This is a genomic window from Lutispora thermophila DSM 19022, assembly GCF_900142105.1.
Classification (GTDB): Bacteria; Bacillota; Clostridia; order Lutisporales; family Lutisporaceae; genus Lutispora; species Lutispora thermophila.
In genome coordinates, this window is sequence record NZ_FQZS01000004.1 from 14109 (window position 1) to 32214 (window position 18106).

At 38.4% G+C, this 18106-nt stretch carries 12 protein-coding genes; 9 read left to right on the forward strand and 3 right to left on the reverse strand.

The features are described from left to right. The first annotated feature begins 5 nt into the window (after nt 1-5). Nucleotides 6-1841, forward strand: a complete 1836-nt coding sequence (locus BUB48_RS02230; protein ID WP_073024093.1) for an ABC transporter ATP-binding protein — start codon at nt 6-8, stop codon at nt 1839-1841. Between the two features lie 25 nt (nt 1842-1866). Here the strand turns inward: BUB48_RS02230 and BUB48_RS02235 are convergent, their stop codons facing one another. After that, entirely contained in the window at nt 1867-2808 is a 942-nt protein-coding gene (locus BUB48_RS02235) for a C40 family peptidase (RefSeq protein ID WP_073024095.1), read from the reverse strand. A gap of 222 nt (nt 2809-3030) precedes the next feature. Between BUB48_RS02235 and BUB48_RS02240 the strand changes: the two genes are divergently transcribed. The 8 genes from BUB48_RS02240 (at nt 3031) to rmuC (ending at nt 15892) form a co-directional block, all read left to right on the forward strand. Next, on the forward strand, nt 3031-4587 hold the full coding sequence (locus BUB48_RS02240; RefSeq protein WP_073024097.1) for an outer membrane protein assembly factor BamB family protein: 1557 nt from the start codon (nt 3031-3033) through the stop codon (nt 4585-4587). Between the two features lie 63 nt (nt 4588-4650). Then, on the forward strand, nt 4651-6195 hold the full coding sequence (locus tag BUB48_RS02245; RefSeq protein WP_073024099.1) for an FAD-dependent oxidoreductase: 1545 nt from the start codon (nt 4651-4653) through the stop codon (nt 6193-6195). Between the two features lie 202 nt (nt 6196-6397). Then, nucleotides 6398-7891, forward strand: coding sequence for a DUF1538 domain-containing protein (locus BUB48_RS02250; protein WP_073024101.1), 1494 nt, complete (start codon nt 6398-6400; stop codon nt 7889-7891). Next, the gene (locus tag BUB48_RS02255) at nt 7869-8540 is read left to right on the forward strand and encodes a P-II family nitrogen regulator (RefSeq protein WP_073024103.1); all 672 of its coding nucleotides are present in this window, start codon (nt 7869-7871) and stop codon (nt 8538-8540) included. Before BUB48_RS02250 ends, BUB48_RS02255 begins: the two co-directional genes overlap by 23 nt. A 717-nt stretch (nt 8541-9257) precedes the next feature. Then, nucleotides 9258-9593 (forward strand): MGMT family protein, encoded by a 336-nt coding sequence (locus BUB48_RS02260; RefSeq protein WP_073024105.1) that lies wholly within the window; start codon nt 9258-9260, stop codon nt 9591-9593. A gap of 702 nt (nt 9594-10295) precedes the next feature. Then, on the forward strand, nt 10296-11465 hold the full coding sequence (locus tag BUB48_RS02265) for an exonuclease SbcCD subunit D (protein ID WP_073024107.1): 1170 nt from the start codon (nt 10296-10298) through the stop codon (nt 11463-11465). Further along, nucleotides 11452-14559 carry an AAA family ATPase gene (locus BUB48_RS02270; RefSeq protein WP_073024109.1) on the forward strand — a complete coding sequence of 1036 codons (3108 nt, stop codon included), beginning with the start codon at nt 11452-11454 and terminating at the stop codon, nt 14557-14559. The genes BUB48_RS02265 and BUB48_RS02270 overlap by 14 nt, the downstream gene beginning before the upstream one ends. Before the next feature lie 13 nt (nt 14560-14572). Next, nucleotides 14573-15892, forward strand: a complete 1320-nt coding sequence (gene rmuC, locus BUB48_RS02275; protein ID WP_073024111.1) for a DNA recombination protein RmuC — start codon at nt 14573-14575, stop codon at nt 15890-15892. Between the two features lie 56 nt (nt 15893-15948). Here rmuC and BUB48_RS02280 read toward each other — a convergent pair whose 3' ends face one another. Next, nucleotides 15949-16338 (reverse strand): IclR family transcriptional regulator domain-containing protein, encoded by a 390-nt coding sequence (locus tag BUB48_RS02280; protein WP_139249882.1) that lies wholly within the window; start codon nt 16336-16338, stop codon nt 15949-15951. Between the two features lie 306 nt (nt 16339-16644). Further along, nucleotides 16645-17931 carry an L-cysteine desulfidase family protein gene (locus BUB48_RS02285; protein ID WP_073024115.1) on the reverse strand — a complete coding sequence of 429 codons (1287 nt, stop codon included), beginning with the start codon at nt 17929-17931 and terminating at the stop codon, nt 16645-16647. Between the last annotated feature and the right edge of the window lie 175 nt (nt 17932-18106).

The window sequence follows — 18106 nt, forward strand, 5'->3', positions numbered from 1 at the left end:
AACGTATGACAACATTTCAGGAACAGGAATATAGCAAAAAAATAGATTTAAATCTTTGGCGTAGGCTCTTTAAATATGTCATACCATATAAAAAGAATCTAATAAGGCTTACTATGGTCATGGTGGCAGTAGGGGGCATTGATGTAATTTTTCCCCTTATGACCAGATATGCCATTGATAATTTCGTTTTGAAGGGCAGCTTTCAAGGATTATGGATATTTGCAGCAGTTTATGGTTTATTAGTTTTGGCTCAGGCTACAAATGTAAAGCTTTTGGCTCTAAATGCAGGAAGCATTGAAACCGGTGTAGTTTATGATATAAGGCGTGAAGGCTTTGACAATCTTCAGCAGCTATCTTTCTCCTATTATGATAGGACACCTGTTGGATGGATGATGGCAAGAATGACTTCAGATGTACAAAGGATAGGGGATACTATAGCATGGGGTCTGGTTGATATGGTATGGGGCTTCACCATGATGGTGGGCATCGCGGTAGTCATGCTTACGATAAACGTTAAGCTGGCGCTTATAAGCCTTTCAGTTGTGCCTTTATTGGCTATAGTGAGCGTCTATTTCCAGCAGAAGATATTAAAGGCCCACAGAAAGGTGAGAAAAATAAACTCCAGAATTACTGGAGCCTTCAATGAAGGTATAATGGGTGCCAAGACCACCAAGACGCTGGTCAGGGAAAAAGAAAACCTTATGGAGTTTAAGGAACTGACTTTGGATATGTTTAATTCTTCGGTCAAGGCTGCAATATATTCAGCGGTATATCTGCCTCTTGTTGTTACACTGGGCAGCATAGGAACAGGTTTAGCCATGTGGTACGGAGGCAAGGCTGTTATGCTGGAGAGCATCAGCTACGGAACCCTTGTTCTTTTCATATCATATACCATACAATTTTTCGAGCCTGTGAGGGATTTGGCAAGGATATTCAGCGAGTTCCAGTCTGCTCAGGCCTCTGCCGAGAGGATAATGTCCCTTATAGATACAAAGCCTGAGATAACGGACACTCCTGAAGTTCTGGAGAAGTATGGGGATGTATTTCAGCCTAAGAAGGAAAACTGGCCTGAAATTAAAGGAAATATAACATTTAAGAATGTGAGCTTTTCATATAAAGATGGAGAAAAGGTTCTGGAAAATTTTAATCTGGATGTGAAGGCAGGTCAGAGCATAGCATTGGTTGGAGAGACGGGATCAGGAAAGAGTACTATAGTTAATTTATTGTGTAGATTTTATGAACCTGTGAGTGGGGAAATTCTTATAGATGGCGTGAATTATAAAGAAAGATCCCAGGCCTGGCTTCAATCAAATCTGGGTTATGTGCTTCAGACACCTCATTTATTCAGCGGTACAGTAAAGGACAATATAAGATATGGTAGGCTTGATGCTTCTAATGAAGATATTATAAATGCTGCAAAGATGGTAAATGCCCATGATTTCATAATGAAGCTGGAAAACGGCTATGATACGGAAGTAGGAGAAGGAGGCAGCAGGCTTTCTACAGGGGAAAAGCAGCTAATATCCTTTGCAAGAGCCATTCTTGCAGATCCTAGAATATTTGTGCTGGATGAAGCTACTTCTTCTGTAGATACTGAGACTGAGAAGATAATTCAGGATGCGATTCAAAAAGTATTAAAGGGCAGAACCAGTTTCATAATAGCCCACAGGCTTTCTACCATAAGGTCTGCAGACAGAATACTTGTTATTAGCGATGGAAAGATTATAGAAGATGGGAATCATGCTAAACTCATGAGAGAAAAAGGCTATTATTATAAGTTATATACCAACCAGTTCATGGAAGAGCAGGAAAAAGAGATACTGGGGAAGACGAATATATAAAGAAGAAATGACGGTGTAAACACCGTCATTTCTTCTTTTCCCCCTCAAGTTCTTCTTCATAATTAAGTTCTATATATCTTCGGGCACCTTGATACTTGTCTCCATATGTTCGTAAATCACTGATCACAACTTGCTTTTTAGAGGAACTGGCGTGGATGAATTTGTGATCTCCTATGTATATTCCAACATGTCCTATGGTTTTGCCATTTGCGGAGAAGAAAACCAAATCTCCCGGTTTTAAATCTTCTTTAGCTACAGGTGTGCCTTTTTTAAACTGCTGACTTGCAGTTCTCTCCAGCTTTATACCGTAATTTTTCATAACATAAGTGGTGAATCCAGAACAGTCAAAAGCTTTTCCTGTAGAGGCACCATAAACGTAAGGTTTTCCAAGATATTTTCTGGTGAAATCCACAAAAGCACGGCTGCTTACTAAACTTGTGCTCTTTTCTTCTTCAACAGGCTTGGGAAACAACTCGTTTAGTCTTGCAATGGTATTGTCGTCTGCTTCACCGGTGACATCAAGGCCTTCTTTTTCCTGAAAAGCCTTTATGGCTTCCTTGGTAGCTTCATCTATTACGGAAGTAATGTCTCCGGTATAGAGACCAAGACTCTTCAAATTCTGTTGTATAGATGCAGCCAATTGCTTTTCGGCTTCTTCCTTTTCCTTAGCTAACTGAATTTGCTTCACCTTGGCTTTAATATAACTTATTGTTTGCTTTCCTGCTATTCCGTCAACTTTAAGCCCGTATTCTTCCTGAAACTTTCTAACGGCAGCTTCCGTCTTATCTCCGTAGTAATTAGTATATTCATAGTAATCAAAGTATCCTAATATGTCCAATTTTTGTTGAAGTTCAGCTATATCTTTATGGGTCATGCCCGGCTTCAGGGTCATGTCCCCCAAATCCGCATAACTATTGGTGCCTAAGCAAAAGACGAACAACGCAGTAGCGAGAACTAACTTTTTCAAAACAACGCCTCCCTGTATGAGGTTTGACAATTGTAACACATTTGTAATAATTATAAACCATGTCCAAGATAAAAGCAATAATAATGTCCTAATTTGATTACGATTGAAAATATATATGGAATATTTTAAATTATACTATTTTCAATAAATGTAATAAATATGTATAATAATGTTGAAACATGATTTGAGCATGCATTAAATATATAAAGAAAGGAAAAAGTTATGAAAAAATTTAAACTGCTTATTATAGTGTTCATTGCCGGAATATTGCTGTTTAAACTTATTCCCGGCTTTGGCATTACGCCCACTTTAGGTATGAGCAATCATGAAGAGGAAGCAACTGTAGAGCCGGAGGACAAGCCTATCACAACGGAACCTGAAATGGAAGAAATAATATATCCCTTTACTTTATCATATACAGAAATTCCTGGAGTGTTAACCTTCAGAGGAAATAATTTTAGAACTGCACCTGCTTTTGGCACAGTTGACCTGGAACAATATACCATAGAAAAGATATGGAATGTGAAGGCAGAACCCAAGGGTCTATGGGGAGGTGGTTCCGGTTGGACCGGTCAGCCTGCATTGGTGAAGTGGAGTCCGGAAGTAAGAAAAATAATGAATATTAAGGATAAGTTTAAAGAAGATGATAATTTCGTGGAGGTTATCATAGGTTCCTTAAACGGCAAGGTTTATTTTATCGATCTTGAAACGGGAGAACAGACCAGAGAACCCATAGATACAGGCAGTCCCATAAAGGGCAGTGTATCTGTGGACTCAAGAGGTTATCCACTTTTATATGTAGGGCAAGGAATAAAGGAAAATCCGGATTTCGGATTCAGGTTATATAACCTCATCGATCAGAAAATGCTGTTTTTACAGGACGGAGAGGATGAGGATGCACCAAGACGATGGCCTAATTTCGATTCTTCCGCATTGTTTAGCAGAAGTGAAGACGCTTTGTATGTAGGAGGCGAGAATGGACTTTTTTACAAGCTGAAGTTAAATACTACTTTTATACCTGAAGAAAAGTTATTGACCATAAATCCTGAAATTCAAAAGTTCAAATATGAAAGAGTTGATAACAGCACCGATCCGGAACAAAGTACCTATGGTATTGAAAATTCTCCTGCTTCCTGGCAAAATCTCATATTTTTCGTAGATAACGGTGGATTGGTAAAATGCATAGATACGGATTTGAACGAAATATGGACAGTGGATAATATTGATGATACGGATGCTACTGTTACTTTGGATATAGAAAACGGAGAACCTGTAATATATACTGCCTGTGAAGTGGACAAGCAGGGAAGCCAGGGAATAACAAGAATCTTAAAGATAGAGGGAAAAACAGGCAAAATTCTCTGGGAAAAGCAATACAATGCCTATTCAGTAGGAACCTCCAACGGGGGAGCCCTTGCTACAAATGTTGTAGGTAAAGGCCATATGGACCACATGGTCATTTTCACACTATCCAGAACAGAAATTAAAGACAGAGGTATAATGGTTGCATTGAACAAATCAACGGGGGAAGAACTTTGGAGATGGAAAATGCCTACCTATGCCTGGTCATCGCCGGTAGACATATATGACAGTGAAGGTAATGGATATATATTCCAAGCTTTGAGAAACGGTACAGTATGTATACTTGATGGAGAAAAGGGAGAAATATTAGGAAAAACTACTGTAGATTCTTATATTGAAGCTTCTCCTTCCATATATAATGATTATGTAGTCATAGCCACAAGAAATGGATATATTCATGGACTAAAATTGAAATAATGGTATAAATCTCTTCTTACTGTAAACTATAAAAATGATTATAGAGTAAGGGGAGATTTTTTTATGAAAAGAGAAAGAGACACCATCCCCTATTGGTTGGGGACAACGGAAGATACAAATTATTCCAGGCTGACAAAGGACATTGAAGTTGATGTTGCCGTGGTGGGAGGTGGACTGGCAGGGATAACAACTGCCTATTTTCTAAAAAAGGAAGGATTGAAGGTAGCAATTATAGAAGCCGGTAGAATTGCTAAAGGTGCTACAGGGCATACTACTGCAAAGATAACATCCCAGCATACGCTCATATATGACAAAACCATAAAAACTTTTGGCAAAGAGCTGGCTCAGCAGTATGCAGATGCTAACCAGCATGCTATAAGATTTATGGAAGATATGATAAAAAGCAACAATATAGAATGTGATTTTGAAGTTCAGCCAGCTTATGTGTTTACCCAGGACAGAAATTGTGTAGAAAAGATAGAAAATGAGGCAAAAGCAGCAGAAAGCCTCGGCATACCTTCTGAGTTAGTGCTTACAACCCCTCTTCCCTTTCCGGTATTGGCAGCATTGAGGTTTGACGGTCAGGCACAGTTTCATCCGGTAAAATATACACTGGCCATGGCAAAACAGATACCAGGCGACGGTTCACATATATTTGAAGGCACTAGAGCTGTAGACATAGAAGAGGGAGAAATATGCGCCGTGAAGACCATAGACGGGAAGAAGATAAGGGCTCCCTATGTGGTCATTGCTACCCACTATCCTTTTTATGACGGCAAAGGCATGTATTTTGCAAGAATGTATCCGGAAAGATCATATCTATTAGCATTTAGGATTGAGGAAACACCTCCGGAGGGCATGTATATAAATGTGGAGACTCCAGGTATGACTTTAAGAAGCCATCCCCATGAAGGAGGGAGAATACTCATTTTCGGAGGAGAAAATCATAAGACGGGTCATGGGGAAGAAAATGCCACCCATTATGAAAAGCTTAGAAATATGGTGAATCAGATATTTAAAGTTAAAGAAGAACTATATCATTGGTCTACCCAGGATTACTATACCCTTGATGAAATACCCTATGTAGGCAAGCTTACAGCTGATACACCTAACATATATATCGCCACAGGCTTTAGAAAATGGGGAATGACCAATGCTACTGCAGCAGCCATAATCATCAGGGATTTGATAACCAAAGGCAAGAATCCATGGCAGGAAATATACAGCCCTCAAAGAGGAACAACAGCCAAAGCAGCAGGAAACTTCATAGTTCAAAATGCAGATGTAGCTGTACAGCTCATATCAGGGAAATTGGAGAATCCGGTTGATGAACTGGATATCAAAAATGGAGAGGGAAAGGTTGTGGAATATAAGGGAAATAGAACGGGCGCTTACAAGGATCAGGATGGAAAGCTCTATCTGGTGGATTTGACATGCACCCATATGGGCTGTGAATTGAAGTGGAATGATGCAGAGAAGTCCTGGGATTGCCCATGTCATGGCTCAAGATTCAGTTATGACGGAAGCATAATAGAAGGACCTGCTTTGTTTAGCTTGAATCATCCCGATAAGGGGCGCAATCAGGTAGAACCTAATGTGATTAAGTAAAAATGAATAAAAGGGAAGAAAAAGTTACCATAGGGTTATTTTTCCACAGACATACAATAAAGGTTTCCAATGGAAATCTTTATTGTTGTAAAAATAGAATGAATTATTGTAAAATATATTATGTGAGCGTCGCAATAAAGCCCAAGGACAATTCCATTGTTTTGTAGGCTTGCATGAGGAATATGTAGAGGGGGATGTTTATTTGGACTTGTTGCTGGAAAAGTTTAAAGAGGTTTTCAAATCCGTTTTGCCTATAAGTATATTGGTTATAGTGCTTAACTTCACTTTAGTGCCTATAGAGACGGACATGCTGATCAGATTTATTATTGGATCAGTGTTGGTTGTTATTGGACTTGGAATATTCCTATTTGGAGCAGATATTGGTATTGCTTCAATAGGAAATCTGATGGGAGAAGAGGTAGCAAAGACTAATAAAGTTTACTTAGTTGCTTTATTAGGGTTTATTTTAGGATTTTTTATCACCGTAGCTGAGCCAGACTTGCAAATACTTGCTAATGAAGTGAGTGGCGCAAGCGGCGGAGCAGTTCCAGCTCCTTTGATTCTTGTGGTGGTTTCCATAGGAGTTGGTGTTATGGTAGCTATGGGTTTATTGAGAATAATATATGAAAAACCATTGAATAAGTTTCTTACTTTAATATATTTCATTATTTTTATTCTAGGTCTGTGGGTTTCTGAAGAGTTTTTGGCTATTTCAGTGGATGCATCAGGAGCTACCACAGGAGCAATGACTACCCCCTTTATATTGGCCTTAGGATTGGGTGTATCCCAGTTGAAAGGCGGAAAAACATCTGAGGAAGACAGCTTCGGGTTGGTAGGTATTGCATCAACGGGACCAATTCTTGCAGTAATGATATTGAATATTATTGCAGGTGCTGATAAAATTGTCGGGGAGGCAGAAGTTTTTCAAGCCCATAGTGGAATTTTGGGCCCATATTTAGAAGAATTTGCTGTGATGATAAAGGAAGCAGCCTTACCCTTGATACCCTTGATAATCTTGTTTGTTGCTTTTGATGTGTTTAAATTTAAAATTCACAGAAGCAGGAAGAATAGAATATTAAAAGGTCTTGTTTACACCTATGTTGGACTTGTGCTATTCTTAGCGGGAGTCAATGCAGGATTTATGGAAGTAGGCAGGGTTATGGGCTATGGAATAGCCATGCTTCCATATAAATGGATTGTACCCTTTATAGGATTTTTATTAGGTATGATGGTTGTGTTGGCAGAGCCTGCAGTACACGTTTTGACAAAACAAGTTGAAGATGTAACTTCGGGACATATTCCTAGAAAGATTATATTATTTACATTGTCTGCAGGAATTGCTTTTGCAGTTTCAATGTCTTTATTGAGAATAATGATACCAGGATTAAAGCTGTGGCATTTCTTATTGCCCGGTTTTGGTTTGGCTGCTTTTTTAAGCCACAAGGTACCTCCGATATTTGTAGGTATTGCCTATGACGCAGGAGGAGTTGCATCAGGCCCAATGACAGCTACTTTTGTATTGGCTTTTGCCCAAGGTGCTGCCAGTGCCATTCCAACCGCAAATGTCCTGGTGGACGGGTTTGGTGTTATAGCAATGGTTGCAATGATGCCTTTAGTAGCTTTGCAATTGCTGGGGCTTATATTTAAAATAAAAGCAAAAAGGGAGGGCATTAATGTCCATGATTCTGGAAAATAAAGCTTTGTCGTTGTATTGTGTAATAGTTAACTTTGGAGAAGGAAGCAAAGTATTAAAAGCATCTAAAGAATTGGGAGTAACAGGAGGCACCTTTCTTCTAGGTAAAGGAACGATAAAGAACAGCATACTCAATATGTTAGGCCTTGACGAAGTGAGAAAAGAAATATTATTGATGGTCATTGAAGAGAGCTTGGAAGAAAGCCTCAATGAACATCTAAGGAAAAGATTTAATTTGGATAAGCCTAATCATGGAATAACTTTTTCCATTCCAATAACTCATTTGGCCATTCTTAATAGGCATGAATATATTTCAAAACCAAAAATGAGAGGTGCAGATGATATGAAATATGAAGCCATAGTTACAATAGTTGATAAAGGACTATCCGATGATGTTGTAGAAGCAGCCCAATCAGCAGGATCGACAGGAGGCACAGTAATTCACGGAAGAGGAGCTGGCTCCAATGATACGGCAAAGCTGTTTAATATAGAGATAGAACCAGAGAAAGATATTGTTTTGATTTTATCAGAGTCAGAAAAAACAGAAGCCATAGTAAACTCCATAAAAGATAAGCTAAATATTGATGAGCCCGGTAAGGGTGTAATATTTGTAGTAGATGTAAATAGAACCTTAGGGTTATATAGGGAATAGATTATGATTATAAAGTCTCTAAATTTAGCTTGCTTATAAGATTTTGCTTTAAAAATGTGCAGTCTAAAGATTGCGCATTTTTTGTATCATTTTGCAAAATATTATAAATTTAATCAACGATATCATTTATTTTTAATCCCTTTACCTCATATTTTTATATAGTTTGGAGGACTTTAACAGTTTTTTCTTTCTTTTCTTGACCGATGTTTATATTACCTCTTTCTACAGGAAATATGTTAAAAGCGATCCCTACCAAACTCTATAAGCATATATACCCATTGTGTATCCTTGGTTAGGATGGTGAGTATAAGGATGGTTGACATAATAATCCAGTTTTTGAAAAGAGGGAAATAGCAGCAAAGCAATTGTTGCATTATTGCTCATATGATAACGGCCGTAAGTTGAATTTTATTGATGTAGGGGATAGAAGTTAACTTTTAATTGTTAAGCAATTTGATACTTTGAAAGTATAATGAGCTTGTACTATGGAGAAGCACTCATTTTAAATGAATTTAAATTATGTGTTAGAAGCTGTTGAGGTTATGGCATGACAATAGGTCAATATGATAACATATGTTGCTTATTTTGATGGCTGACTTGTAGGTATCACCTTAGCCTGTATAGGTATTAGGATTGCATGCTGATAGGAAAGCATTCTTCAAATCTGTATATGGGAGAATAGGTTTAAAACATATTGTGAAATTAGGATGTGTGAATATGAAAGGCAGCAATTTCTTTAATCGTGTATATGAAATAGTATCTCAAATACCGGAGGGGAAAGTTGCAACATATGGTCAAATTGCTGCAATGCTTGGAAGTCCAAGGGCTGCAAGGATAGTAGGGGAAGCTATGAGAAGAACTCCTGAATATCTAGATATTCCATGTCATAGAGTAATCAGTAAGGATGGAACCATGGCTCCTGGATATGCCTTTGGAGGTGAAGGGAAGCAGCGGGAGATGTTGGAGAAAGAAGGTGTGATATTTAAGGAAAATGGATGCGTTGATATGCAAAGATGTTTGTGGAGAAAACCCATAATGGAGAGAGATGAATAAATTTAGAATGAAAAGATATGTTAGAAGGGTGTCATTATGCCGAAATTACCGGAAGTGTTCAATATAGCTAAATATATATTGTTTTGGATATGTACATGCAGCTGATAAAGACCATATTAAGGATCATAAGATGACGGCAGAGCTAGGCATCTGTACCTTAAGACCTGGATTTACATATGAATTATTTCAGTACATGCTTATGGGGAAAAAGGACATTGCACCTTTGATTTAATAGGGTATAGGCCTGGTTTCCCACGTCCTTTATGCGGTACAATCATTAATGAAATTAAAACGGCAGTACTCGGTTGTTCATATGTGAAAAATGTCAACGATAAGACTAAATTCTCCCTATATATGAACAAAATAAAATATTCTATTGCTCCATTTGTTATAATTCCTACCTTAAGGACATTAGTAAACGTACGTGCCATTTATTGTTTGATTAAGCAATTATTTAAGTATTATAGGATTATCTTATTTCTTCATCTCATTGACAACTTGGGTTTGTTTCATATCTAAACTTATTTGTTCCAGACAACTAATGTTAAAATGCAGATTATGGATTTCTACCAGCATATGTTTTTATGTTGCATGAAATAGATTGCTTGTCAATTTAATCCACAGGCAGGATATAACAATAAAATAGCCAATATAATATAAAACATTATATTGAATTGGCGTTTATTGATATGAGGTGATAAAGTGAAGATAATACATACGGGTGATTGGCATATAGGTAAAATAGTTAATGAATATCATATGACAAAAGATCAGGAGTATATATTGAATCAGTTGTTGCAAATAATCAAGGAAGAAAAGCCACAGGCTGTGATAATTGCAGGGGATATATATGACCGTTCCGTTGCTCCGGTGGAGGCAGTAGAGCTTTTGGACAAAGTCTTAGGGGAGATTATATTGGATTACCAAATACCTGTTCTAGCCATAGCGGGAAACCATGACAGTCCGGAAAGATTGAACTTTGGCAGCGGCATATTAAAGGCAAAAGGGTTGTATATAGAAGGAATGCTGAAAAGGGATACTGCAAAAGTTACCCTTAATGATGAATATGGCCCTGTGAATTTTTATCTTGTTCCCTATGCAGATGCGGCTGTTGTAAAGGATGTTTATGAGGACCCCAATATAAAAAGCCAGCAGGATGCCATGAAAGCCATTATAGAAAGAATAGGTGCCACCATGGATAAGAGCCAGAGAAATGTAATGATAACCCATGGATATGTAAGAGGCTTGGAAGATCCGGAAACTTCTGAATCTGAAAGACCATTGTCCATCGGTGGTACGGACATGGTAAGCTATGAGCTTTTTGATGATTTCTGCTATACCGCATTGGGACACCTTCACAGCCCACAGAGAGCAGGAAAGGATAATGTCAGATACTCAGGCTCTCTTTTAAAATACTCCTTCTCAGAAGTTAAGCAAAAAAAGGGGGTCAATGTAGTTAATATTGATGGTGAAGGTTCTGTAACAATTAAGACCAGGGAGTTAGTCCCATTGCGAGATATGAGGATAATAAAAGGTGAGCTGAAAAAGCTCATGGACCCGGATATATATAATGCAGGAAACAGAGAGGATTATATAAAGGTGATACTGACAGATAGGGGAGAGCTGCTGGATCCCATGCGAAAGCTGAAATCTGTATATCCGAACATAATGCTGTTGGAATTTGAGGATCGAGGAACCAGAGGAAATTATGATATCCTGTTGAAAACCTCGAGAGGTAAATCTAAGCTGGAGCTTTTTAAAGAGTTCTATAAATACATAAATGATGCAGAATTGGCTGTTGAAAGCGCCGAGGTATTGAGCAGAATCATTGAGGAAGTTGAAAGGAGAGGTGAGGATCTTGAAGCCAATTAAGCTGACCATGTCTGCCTTTGGGCCCTATGCAGGCACTGAGGTAATTGATTTTTCATTATTGGATGGGCACAATATATTTGTCATAACAGGGCCTACGGGAGCAGGAAAAACCACTATATTTGACGGCATATGCTATGCCCTTTATGGAAGCGCTTCAGGAGAAGGCAGGGATGGGGAGAGCATGAGAAGCCATTTTGCCAAAGATGATACCCTCACCTATGTTGAACTGGAATTCCAACTGAGAGATAAGATCTACTATGTTAAAAGAATTCCTAAGCAGCTTAGAAAAAAGGAAAGAGGAGAAGGATATACGGAGCAAAAGGCAGAGGCAGAATTTAAAGCTCCTGGAGAAAGGGTAGTGACAGGAGTAAGGGAAGTAAACGAAAAAATAGCTGAGCTTTTGGGTATAAGCTATGAGCAGTTTAAGCAAATAGTTATGATACCACAAAACGAGTTCAGAAAATTGCTTCTGGCAGAAAGCAAGGATAGAGAAGTTATCTTAAGGAAAATATTCGGAAGCTGGCAGTTCCAGATGATCCAAGAAAAATTGGAAGAGAATGCCCGCGACTTGAGAAAATCCATTGAATCCATAGAGCAAAAGGAGCTTACTTATGTAAGAAGTATAGAATGGGGTAAAAGAGAAGACTTAAAGGCAAAGGCAGAAGCAGACAATGTTAATATAGATGAGATAAAAGAAGACCTTGAGAATCTTATAAAGGAAGAAGATGAAGAAGAGATTAGATTAGAAAAAGAAGCCGAAGCTCTTGCAGGAGAATTGGAGAAGCTCCAAGAAGCCCTTATGAAAGCAACGGAGATAAACAACAAGTTTGAAGAAAGGAGAAAGGCGGAAGAAGAATTAAATCAGTTGGAAAATGACAAGGCTGTTTGGGACGAAAAGGAAAGAAAGCTTCATAAGGCAAGAAAGGCTCTTATGATAAAACCAATAGAAGAACAAAGTCTCAAAAGGAAGGAAGAACTTGATAATGCCCGATTGGATTATGACAGATCAAAGCTTCTACTTGCAACTGCTCTGGAGAATTTAAAGAAATCTAAGGAGAACTTAATTAAAGAAGAGGAAAGGGAAGAAGAACGAAGGAAGTTGCAGGAAAAAATAACAGAGCTTAAAAAGGATATAGATAAGGTAAAGGAATATGAAAGGCTTTCTTCAGAATTGGAAAGGATAATGAAGAATCTTCAGCAAAAAGAGAAAGCCATAAGCCAAAACAAAGAAGAAATAGAAGCACTAAAGGAAAAAATAAAAAAGACTAAACAGGACATAGAAGCGGCAAATGAAGCAGCACTGCAATACATAAATCATGAGAAGAACCTAAAGGAAAAGGAAGATACCTTAAAAAAGCTCAAGAGTTTTAAAACAGAAAATCAACTTCTTGATGATTTGAGGGAAGAATACAAGAAGAAAAAGGCAGCATATGAGGAATTAAATAAGCTATATGAAGCTAAGAAGAAGGAAGTTGATGAGCTAAACCAGCGCTTCTTCCATGGACAAGCAGGTCTTTTGGCAAGAGGATTGAAGGATAATGAGCCATGCCCTGTATGCGGTTCCACTCATCACCCAAGGCCTGCAAAGGAATTGTCTGGGATGCCTTCGGAAGAAGAATTGAAAAACAAGAAGGCCGAACTTGATGAAAAAAATGAAAAATTAAGAGCAGCAGCAGATGAATATGCGGATATTAGGGCAAAGGGAGAAGCACAAAGGCAAAATGTTGATAAGATTAAGCAGGAACTGTCAAATGTATTAAAAGAAGGAAATCTGGAATCTATAATAAAAGAATATGAAGACAGCATTGTAATGTTGAAAAAGCATATGACTGATTTGGATAATAAGAGGAAGATTAAGGATAATCTTATAGAGCTGCTGGATAAATCAGAAAAGGAATTAGAATCCAAGGAAACATTGGCTGTAGAGTTGGAAAAGGATTACAGGAACACATATGCTCAGGTAGAAGGCAATAAAGCTTTGCTTTCAAAAATTGAAAAGGAATTATCCTATGGTATAAAAGAAGAGAGCAGCCTTTTGAAACAGATAAACCTTTGCCAGAATCAATATGATATGATGAATAAAATCTATGAGGATGCCAAAGAGGCCTATAGAGCAGCTGAAGTTGCCATGGCAAAGGAAGAAACCAACAGCATGTATAAAGAGAAAACTGTTGAAAAGGCAAGACAAGAATATGAGACAGCCATGTTAAAATTTAGAGAAGCATTGGTTAGTGTAGGTTTTGAAAATCAAGAAGAATATGAGATATCAAAGATGGAAGAAGCAGCAATGGAAGTCTTTGAAAATGATATAAATCAGTATAAAGAGCAGCTGAAATTGGCTGCTGCCAGGTTTACAAAAGCCTTGAAGGATATCCAAGGGTTGGAGCCGGTGGATGTGGATAGTATAAGTGGGAATATAGAATTATGCAAAAACAAGAAGTCGGAAATAGAAAAAACTATAAAAGAAATATACGCCCGCTTGCTTCATAATAGGACTTTGCTGGAAAACATGAAAATTGTAATGGAAGAAAAAAGACAACAGGAAGATGTATACAGCATAGTAGGACATCTGGCCAATATGGCTAAAGGAAATAACAGGGAAAGGTTGAGCTTTGAAAGATATGTGTTGGCTGCTTATTTTGATGATATTATTTATGCAGCCAATCAAAGACTCAGAAAGATGACAGACGGCAGATTTGAGCTTTCCAGGATAAAGGAAAAGCAAAAAGGAAATGCCCAACAGGGTTTGGAAATAGAAATATTTGATTATTATACAGGCTTACCACGCCATGTAAAAGTCATATCAGGAGGAGAAAGCTTTAAAGCCTCCTTATCTCTTGCATTGGGTTTATCAGATGTGGTTCAATCCTATGCAGGAGGCATAAGCTTGGATACCATCTTCATAGACGAAGGTTTTGGAAGCCTGGATGAAGATTCTCTGGAAAAATCCATAGAGTGTCTCCTGGAATTGCAAAGAAGCGGAAAACTTGTAGGAGTAATATCCCATGTAGGAGAGCTTAAGGAGAGAATAAGGGCAAGGATTGAAGTAACCCAGGGCATGACGGGAAGCAGCACAAAAGTTGTAGTAGTTTAGGCGAGGTGAAGACATGGAGACTATTTTACAATTGGGGGCTTTTATTATAAGCCTCCTTGTATTGTTGGTGATGCTTGCAGAAAGAGGCAGTGCAGCAAAAAGAAATGAAAAACTGAAACAGGAAATATCCGCTGTAGAAAGCAAAACTGAATATTTGGAGAAGGCTCTAGATAAGTTGGAGAAGACCTTGAGAGAAGAAATGGTATTAAGCCGGGGAGAAGTATCCAATTCAATGAAAGGCCTGAGTGATTCATTGATATCAAGAATAAATGAAATGTCAAAGCTCCAGCATATGCAGGTTGATTCCATGGATAATCGCATGGCAAGGCTGGCACAAACCAATGAAGAAAAGCTGGAAGCCATGCGAAAGGAACTGGAGTCAAAGCTTAACAGCATAATGAAGGAAAACAGTGAGAAGCTGGAGGCTATGAGGATAACGGTGGATGAGAAACTTAATGATACATTGGAAAAGAGGCTTGGAGATTCCTTCAAGCTTGTCAGCGAAAGGCTTGAGCAGGTTCATAAGGGGCTGGGAGAGATGCAGATTCTTGCAACAGGAGTAGGAGATTTGAAAAAAGTACTTACTAATGTAAAGACAAGAGGCATCTGGGGTGAAATTCAGCTTGGCAACATATTGGAGCAGATATTAACTCCCGAGCAGTATTACACCAATATATCCACCAAGAAAAACAGTTTAGAGAAGGTGGAATTTGCCATAAGGCTTCCGGGAAAAGGAGGAGATGGTGAAGAGGTGCTTCTCCCTATAGATGCCAAGTTTCCACAGGAGGATTTTTACAGAATGGTTGAAGCCGGGGAAAAAGGAGATCCCGTTGCCATGGAAGAAGCTGCAAAACAGTTGGAGAACAGGATAAAGGCAGAAGCAAAGAGGATAAGCGAAAAATATATAAATCCTCCTGTAACAACAGATTTCGCCATAATGTTTTTACCTATAGAAAGCCTTTATGCCGAAGTGGCAAAAAGAGCAGGACTTATGGAACATATTCAGGAGAAATACAAAATAAACATCTCAGGGCCTTCAACTATGGCCGCGTTTTTAAACAGTCTTTCCATGGGCTTCAGAACCCTGGCAATACAAAGGCGATCCTCTGAGGTATGGGCTTTACTGGGTACTGTAAAAAGCGAGTTTGCCAAATTTGGAGATATATTGGATAAGACCAATAAGAAGCTTCAGGAGGCTACCAAAACCATTGAGGCAGCCACCAAAAAGACAAGAACCATCGAAAGGAAGTTAAAGGACGTGGAAGCCTTGCCATTGGAGGAATCGGCACTATCCTTGGATACGGATGAACTTATGTATGACGGCGAGGTCTAGGGTAGCACTTTTGGGTCGTTATGAAGAACACGGACTTACACGGCACCAATCCGTGATTAGTGCCGTGTAAATCCGTGTTCTCTATAAATGACCCCAAAGGAATACCCTAAGCCTGCTCCACATACCCCAAAGACATTGACATTTTCTTTGCCGTATCCGTCACATTTTTTATAATGATGGGCAGTTGCTTTTCCTCCTACCGTGCAATAGAAAGGTACCTTAGCTTCTAACTGTGTAAAAAGTTTAAGGAGTGGAGTGCTTTCAGATTGGGCTACATAGATAATCTCGTTTCCATCGAGAACCACTAGATTGCTGGTTTCACCGACCATTTTTCTTAGTTCATCCAAGTATGGCTGAGCCAAAGACGAAAGAGCTTTTTGACATGCCGCATATTCTGAAAAGTATAAAGCCAATTCTGTACTTTTTAGTCTTTTTATCCTGTTCAATAAATTTGCACTGTTTAAAGTATTAAGCAAATGACATGTGGCACTTACACCATAATTAAGACTATTGCTTATTTCCGTTACACAAATACCATCTTGTGATTTGGCGATTTTTCTAAAACTTCAATAGCCTTTATTACAGAACCAATTGCTTTCGTATCTTTTGTCATGTTGTTACTTAATATTATCAACTTATAAGCTGCAATTTTACCTATGTTAAAATCATATTGTGTTTGAGATAATCATGTCAAACACAAAAAGACCACCAAGTCTGGCGGTCTTTTTGGAAGATCATTAATATGCTTTAATTCATGCTTCTTTATCAAGCATTATATTTATTATTTCAACATCAGTGCGTTCCATTCCTTTTCTGCCTAATCTGCCTATACTCTTGATGGTAGCTTCAACTCCATCCTTTACAAGACCTTCCCCACTTCTAAATACTTTTCCTTCAGTGCTTAGCTGATGACCGAGTATACCGGCATCAACAGCAGCAGCGATTTTTGCTGCACAGGAAGGTTTGGCTCCATCACATACTATACCGCTTACATTTGCAGTAGTATTTATAATTGTTTTGGAGATGGCTTCGTAATCTCCACCATGGAGGTATGTTATAGCAGCAGCGCTTCCTGTTGCAGCGCTTACAGCGCCACAATAAGCAGAAAGCTTGCCTATTAATGATTTCTGATGGATGGATACAAGGTTGCTGATAAGCAATGCCCGCATTAGCTTTTCTTCACTAACCTTTAGTTCCCTGGCATATTCAACCACTGGAAGTGTTACGGTTATACCCTGATTTCCACTTCCTGAGTTAATGACAACAGGAAGTGAGCATCCGCTCATTCTGGCATCGCTTCCTGCGGCGGCCTTAGCTTTGGCTCTGACTTTTACATCGTTGCCATAGTATTTTAACAGTGTCTTACCAACGCTTACGCCATAATCATTTTTCAATCCTTCTTCAGCTATGGCTGTATTTTTTTCAATTTGGTTCCTAAGCAGGTCACGAAGTTTGTATTCATCTAAATCTACAGTATCGGCAAATTCAACTATATCCTTTATGTTCAAGAGGGATCTGTCGCCTGTAGAGGTCTTCTTATGTATTTCATTTTGCTTTTCAAAAATTACTTGTCCGTTTTTCACGATTCTTATTATATTTGTATGGGAATCTGAAATGCAAACTTCTGCGGATTCGTCATCTGAATAAACCTTTGCTTCAATATAAAGATTTTCAACACCTTTGAGATGATAAACGGAGCAATAATCTTCATTCAGAAGCCGTCTGATTTCTTTATGGTCTTCTTCCTTCACGCTCTCCAATACTTGCAGCTCTTTGTCTGGATCTCCGCCTATTACGCCGGCAATGGCCGCAGCTCCAATACCTATAAGACCACCTGTATTTGGTACAACAACACCTTTAACGTTTTTTACTATATTACCGCTGCAACCTATTTCCATTCTTTTTGGCTGTTTTCCCAATACAGCCTTTGCTTTAGCTGCTGCATAAGCTATAGCTATGGGTTCTGTACAACCAAGGGCTTCTACAAGCTCATTCTTTAAAATCATAACATAGTTTTCACATACTTCATTTGTCAACATGAGATTTCCCCCTGTTTAATATATATTCATTGAATATGATGTAGCAGCAAATCAATTTATTTCAAGCATGATATAAGAAAAATGATGAAAACACGAAGGTTGGTCAGGTTTCTGTTAATGTGGAATAATGTTTGCTACGGACTATTAAAATATATTTCCAAATATGCTGCATTTG

Bases quoted from the DNA above. Each gene is read 5' to 3' on its own strand.
- BUB48_RS02240 (WP_073024097.1), top strand. From the start codon at position 3,031: ATGAAAAAATTTAAACTGCTTATTATAGTGTTCATTGCCGGAATATTG.
- rmuC (WP_073024111.1), top strand. From the start codon at position 14,573: ATGGAGACTATTTTACAATTGGGGGCTTTTATTATAAGCCTCCTTGTA.
- BUB48_RS02255 (WP_073024103.1), top strand. From the start codon at position 7,869: ATGTCCATGATTCTGGAAAATAAAGCTTTGTCGTTGTATTGTGTAATA.
- BUB48_RS02230 (WP_073024093.1), top strand. From the start codon at position 6: ATGACAACATTTCAGGAACAGGAATATAGCAAAAAAATAGATTTAAAT.
- BUB48_RS02245 (WP_073024099.1), top strand. From the start codon at position 4,651: ATGAAAAGAGAAAGAGACACCATCCCCTATTGGTTGGGGACAACGGAA.
- BUB48_RS02260 (WP_073024105.1), top strand. From the start codon at position 9,258: ATGAAAGGCAGCAATTTCTTTAATCGTGTATATGAAATAGTATCTCAA.
- BUB48_RS02285 (WP_073024115.1), bottom strand. From the start codon at position 17,931: ATGTTGACAAATGAAGTATGTGAAAACTATGTTATGATTTTAAAGAAT.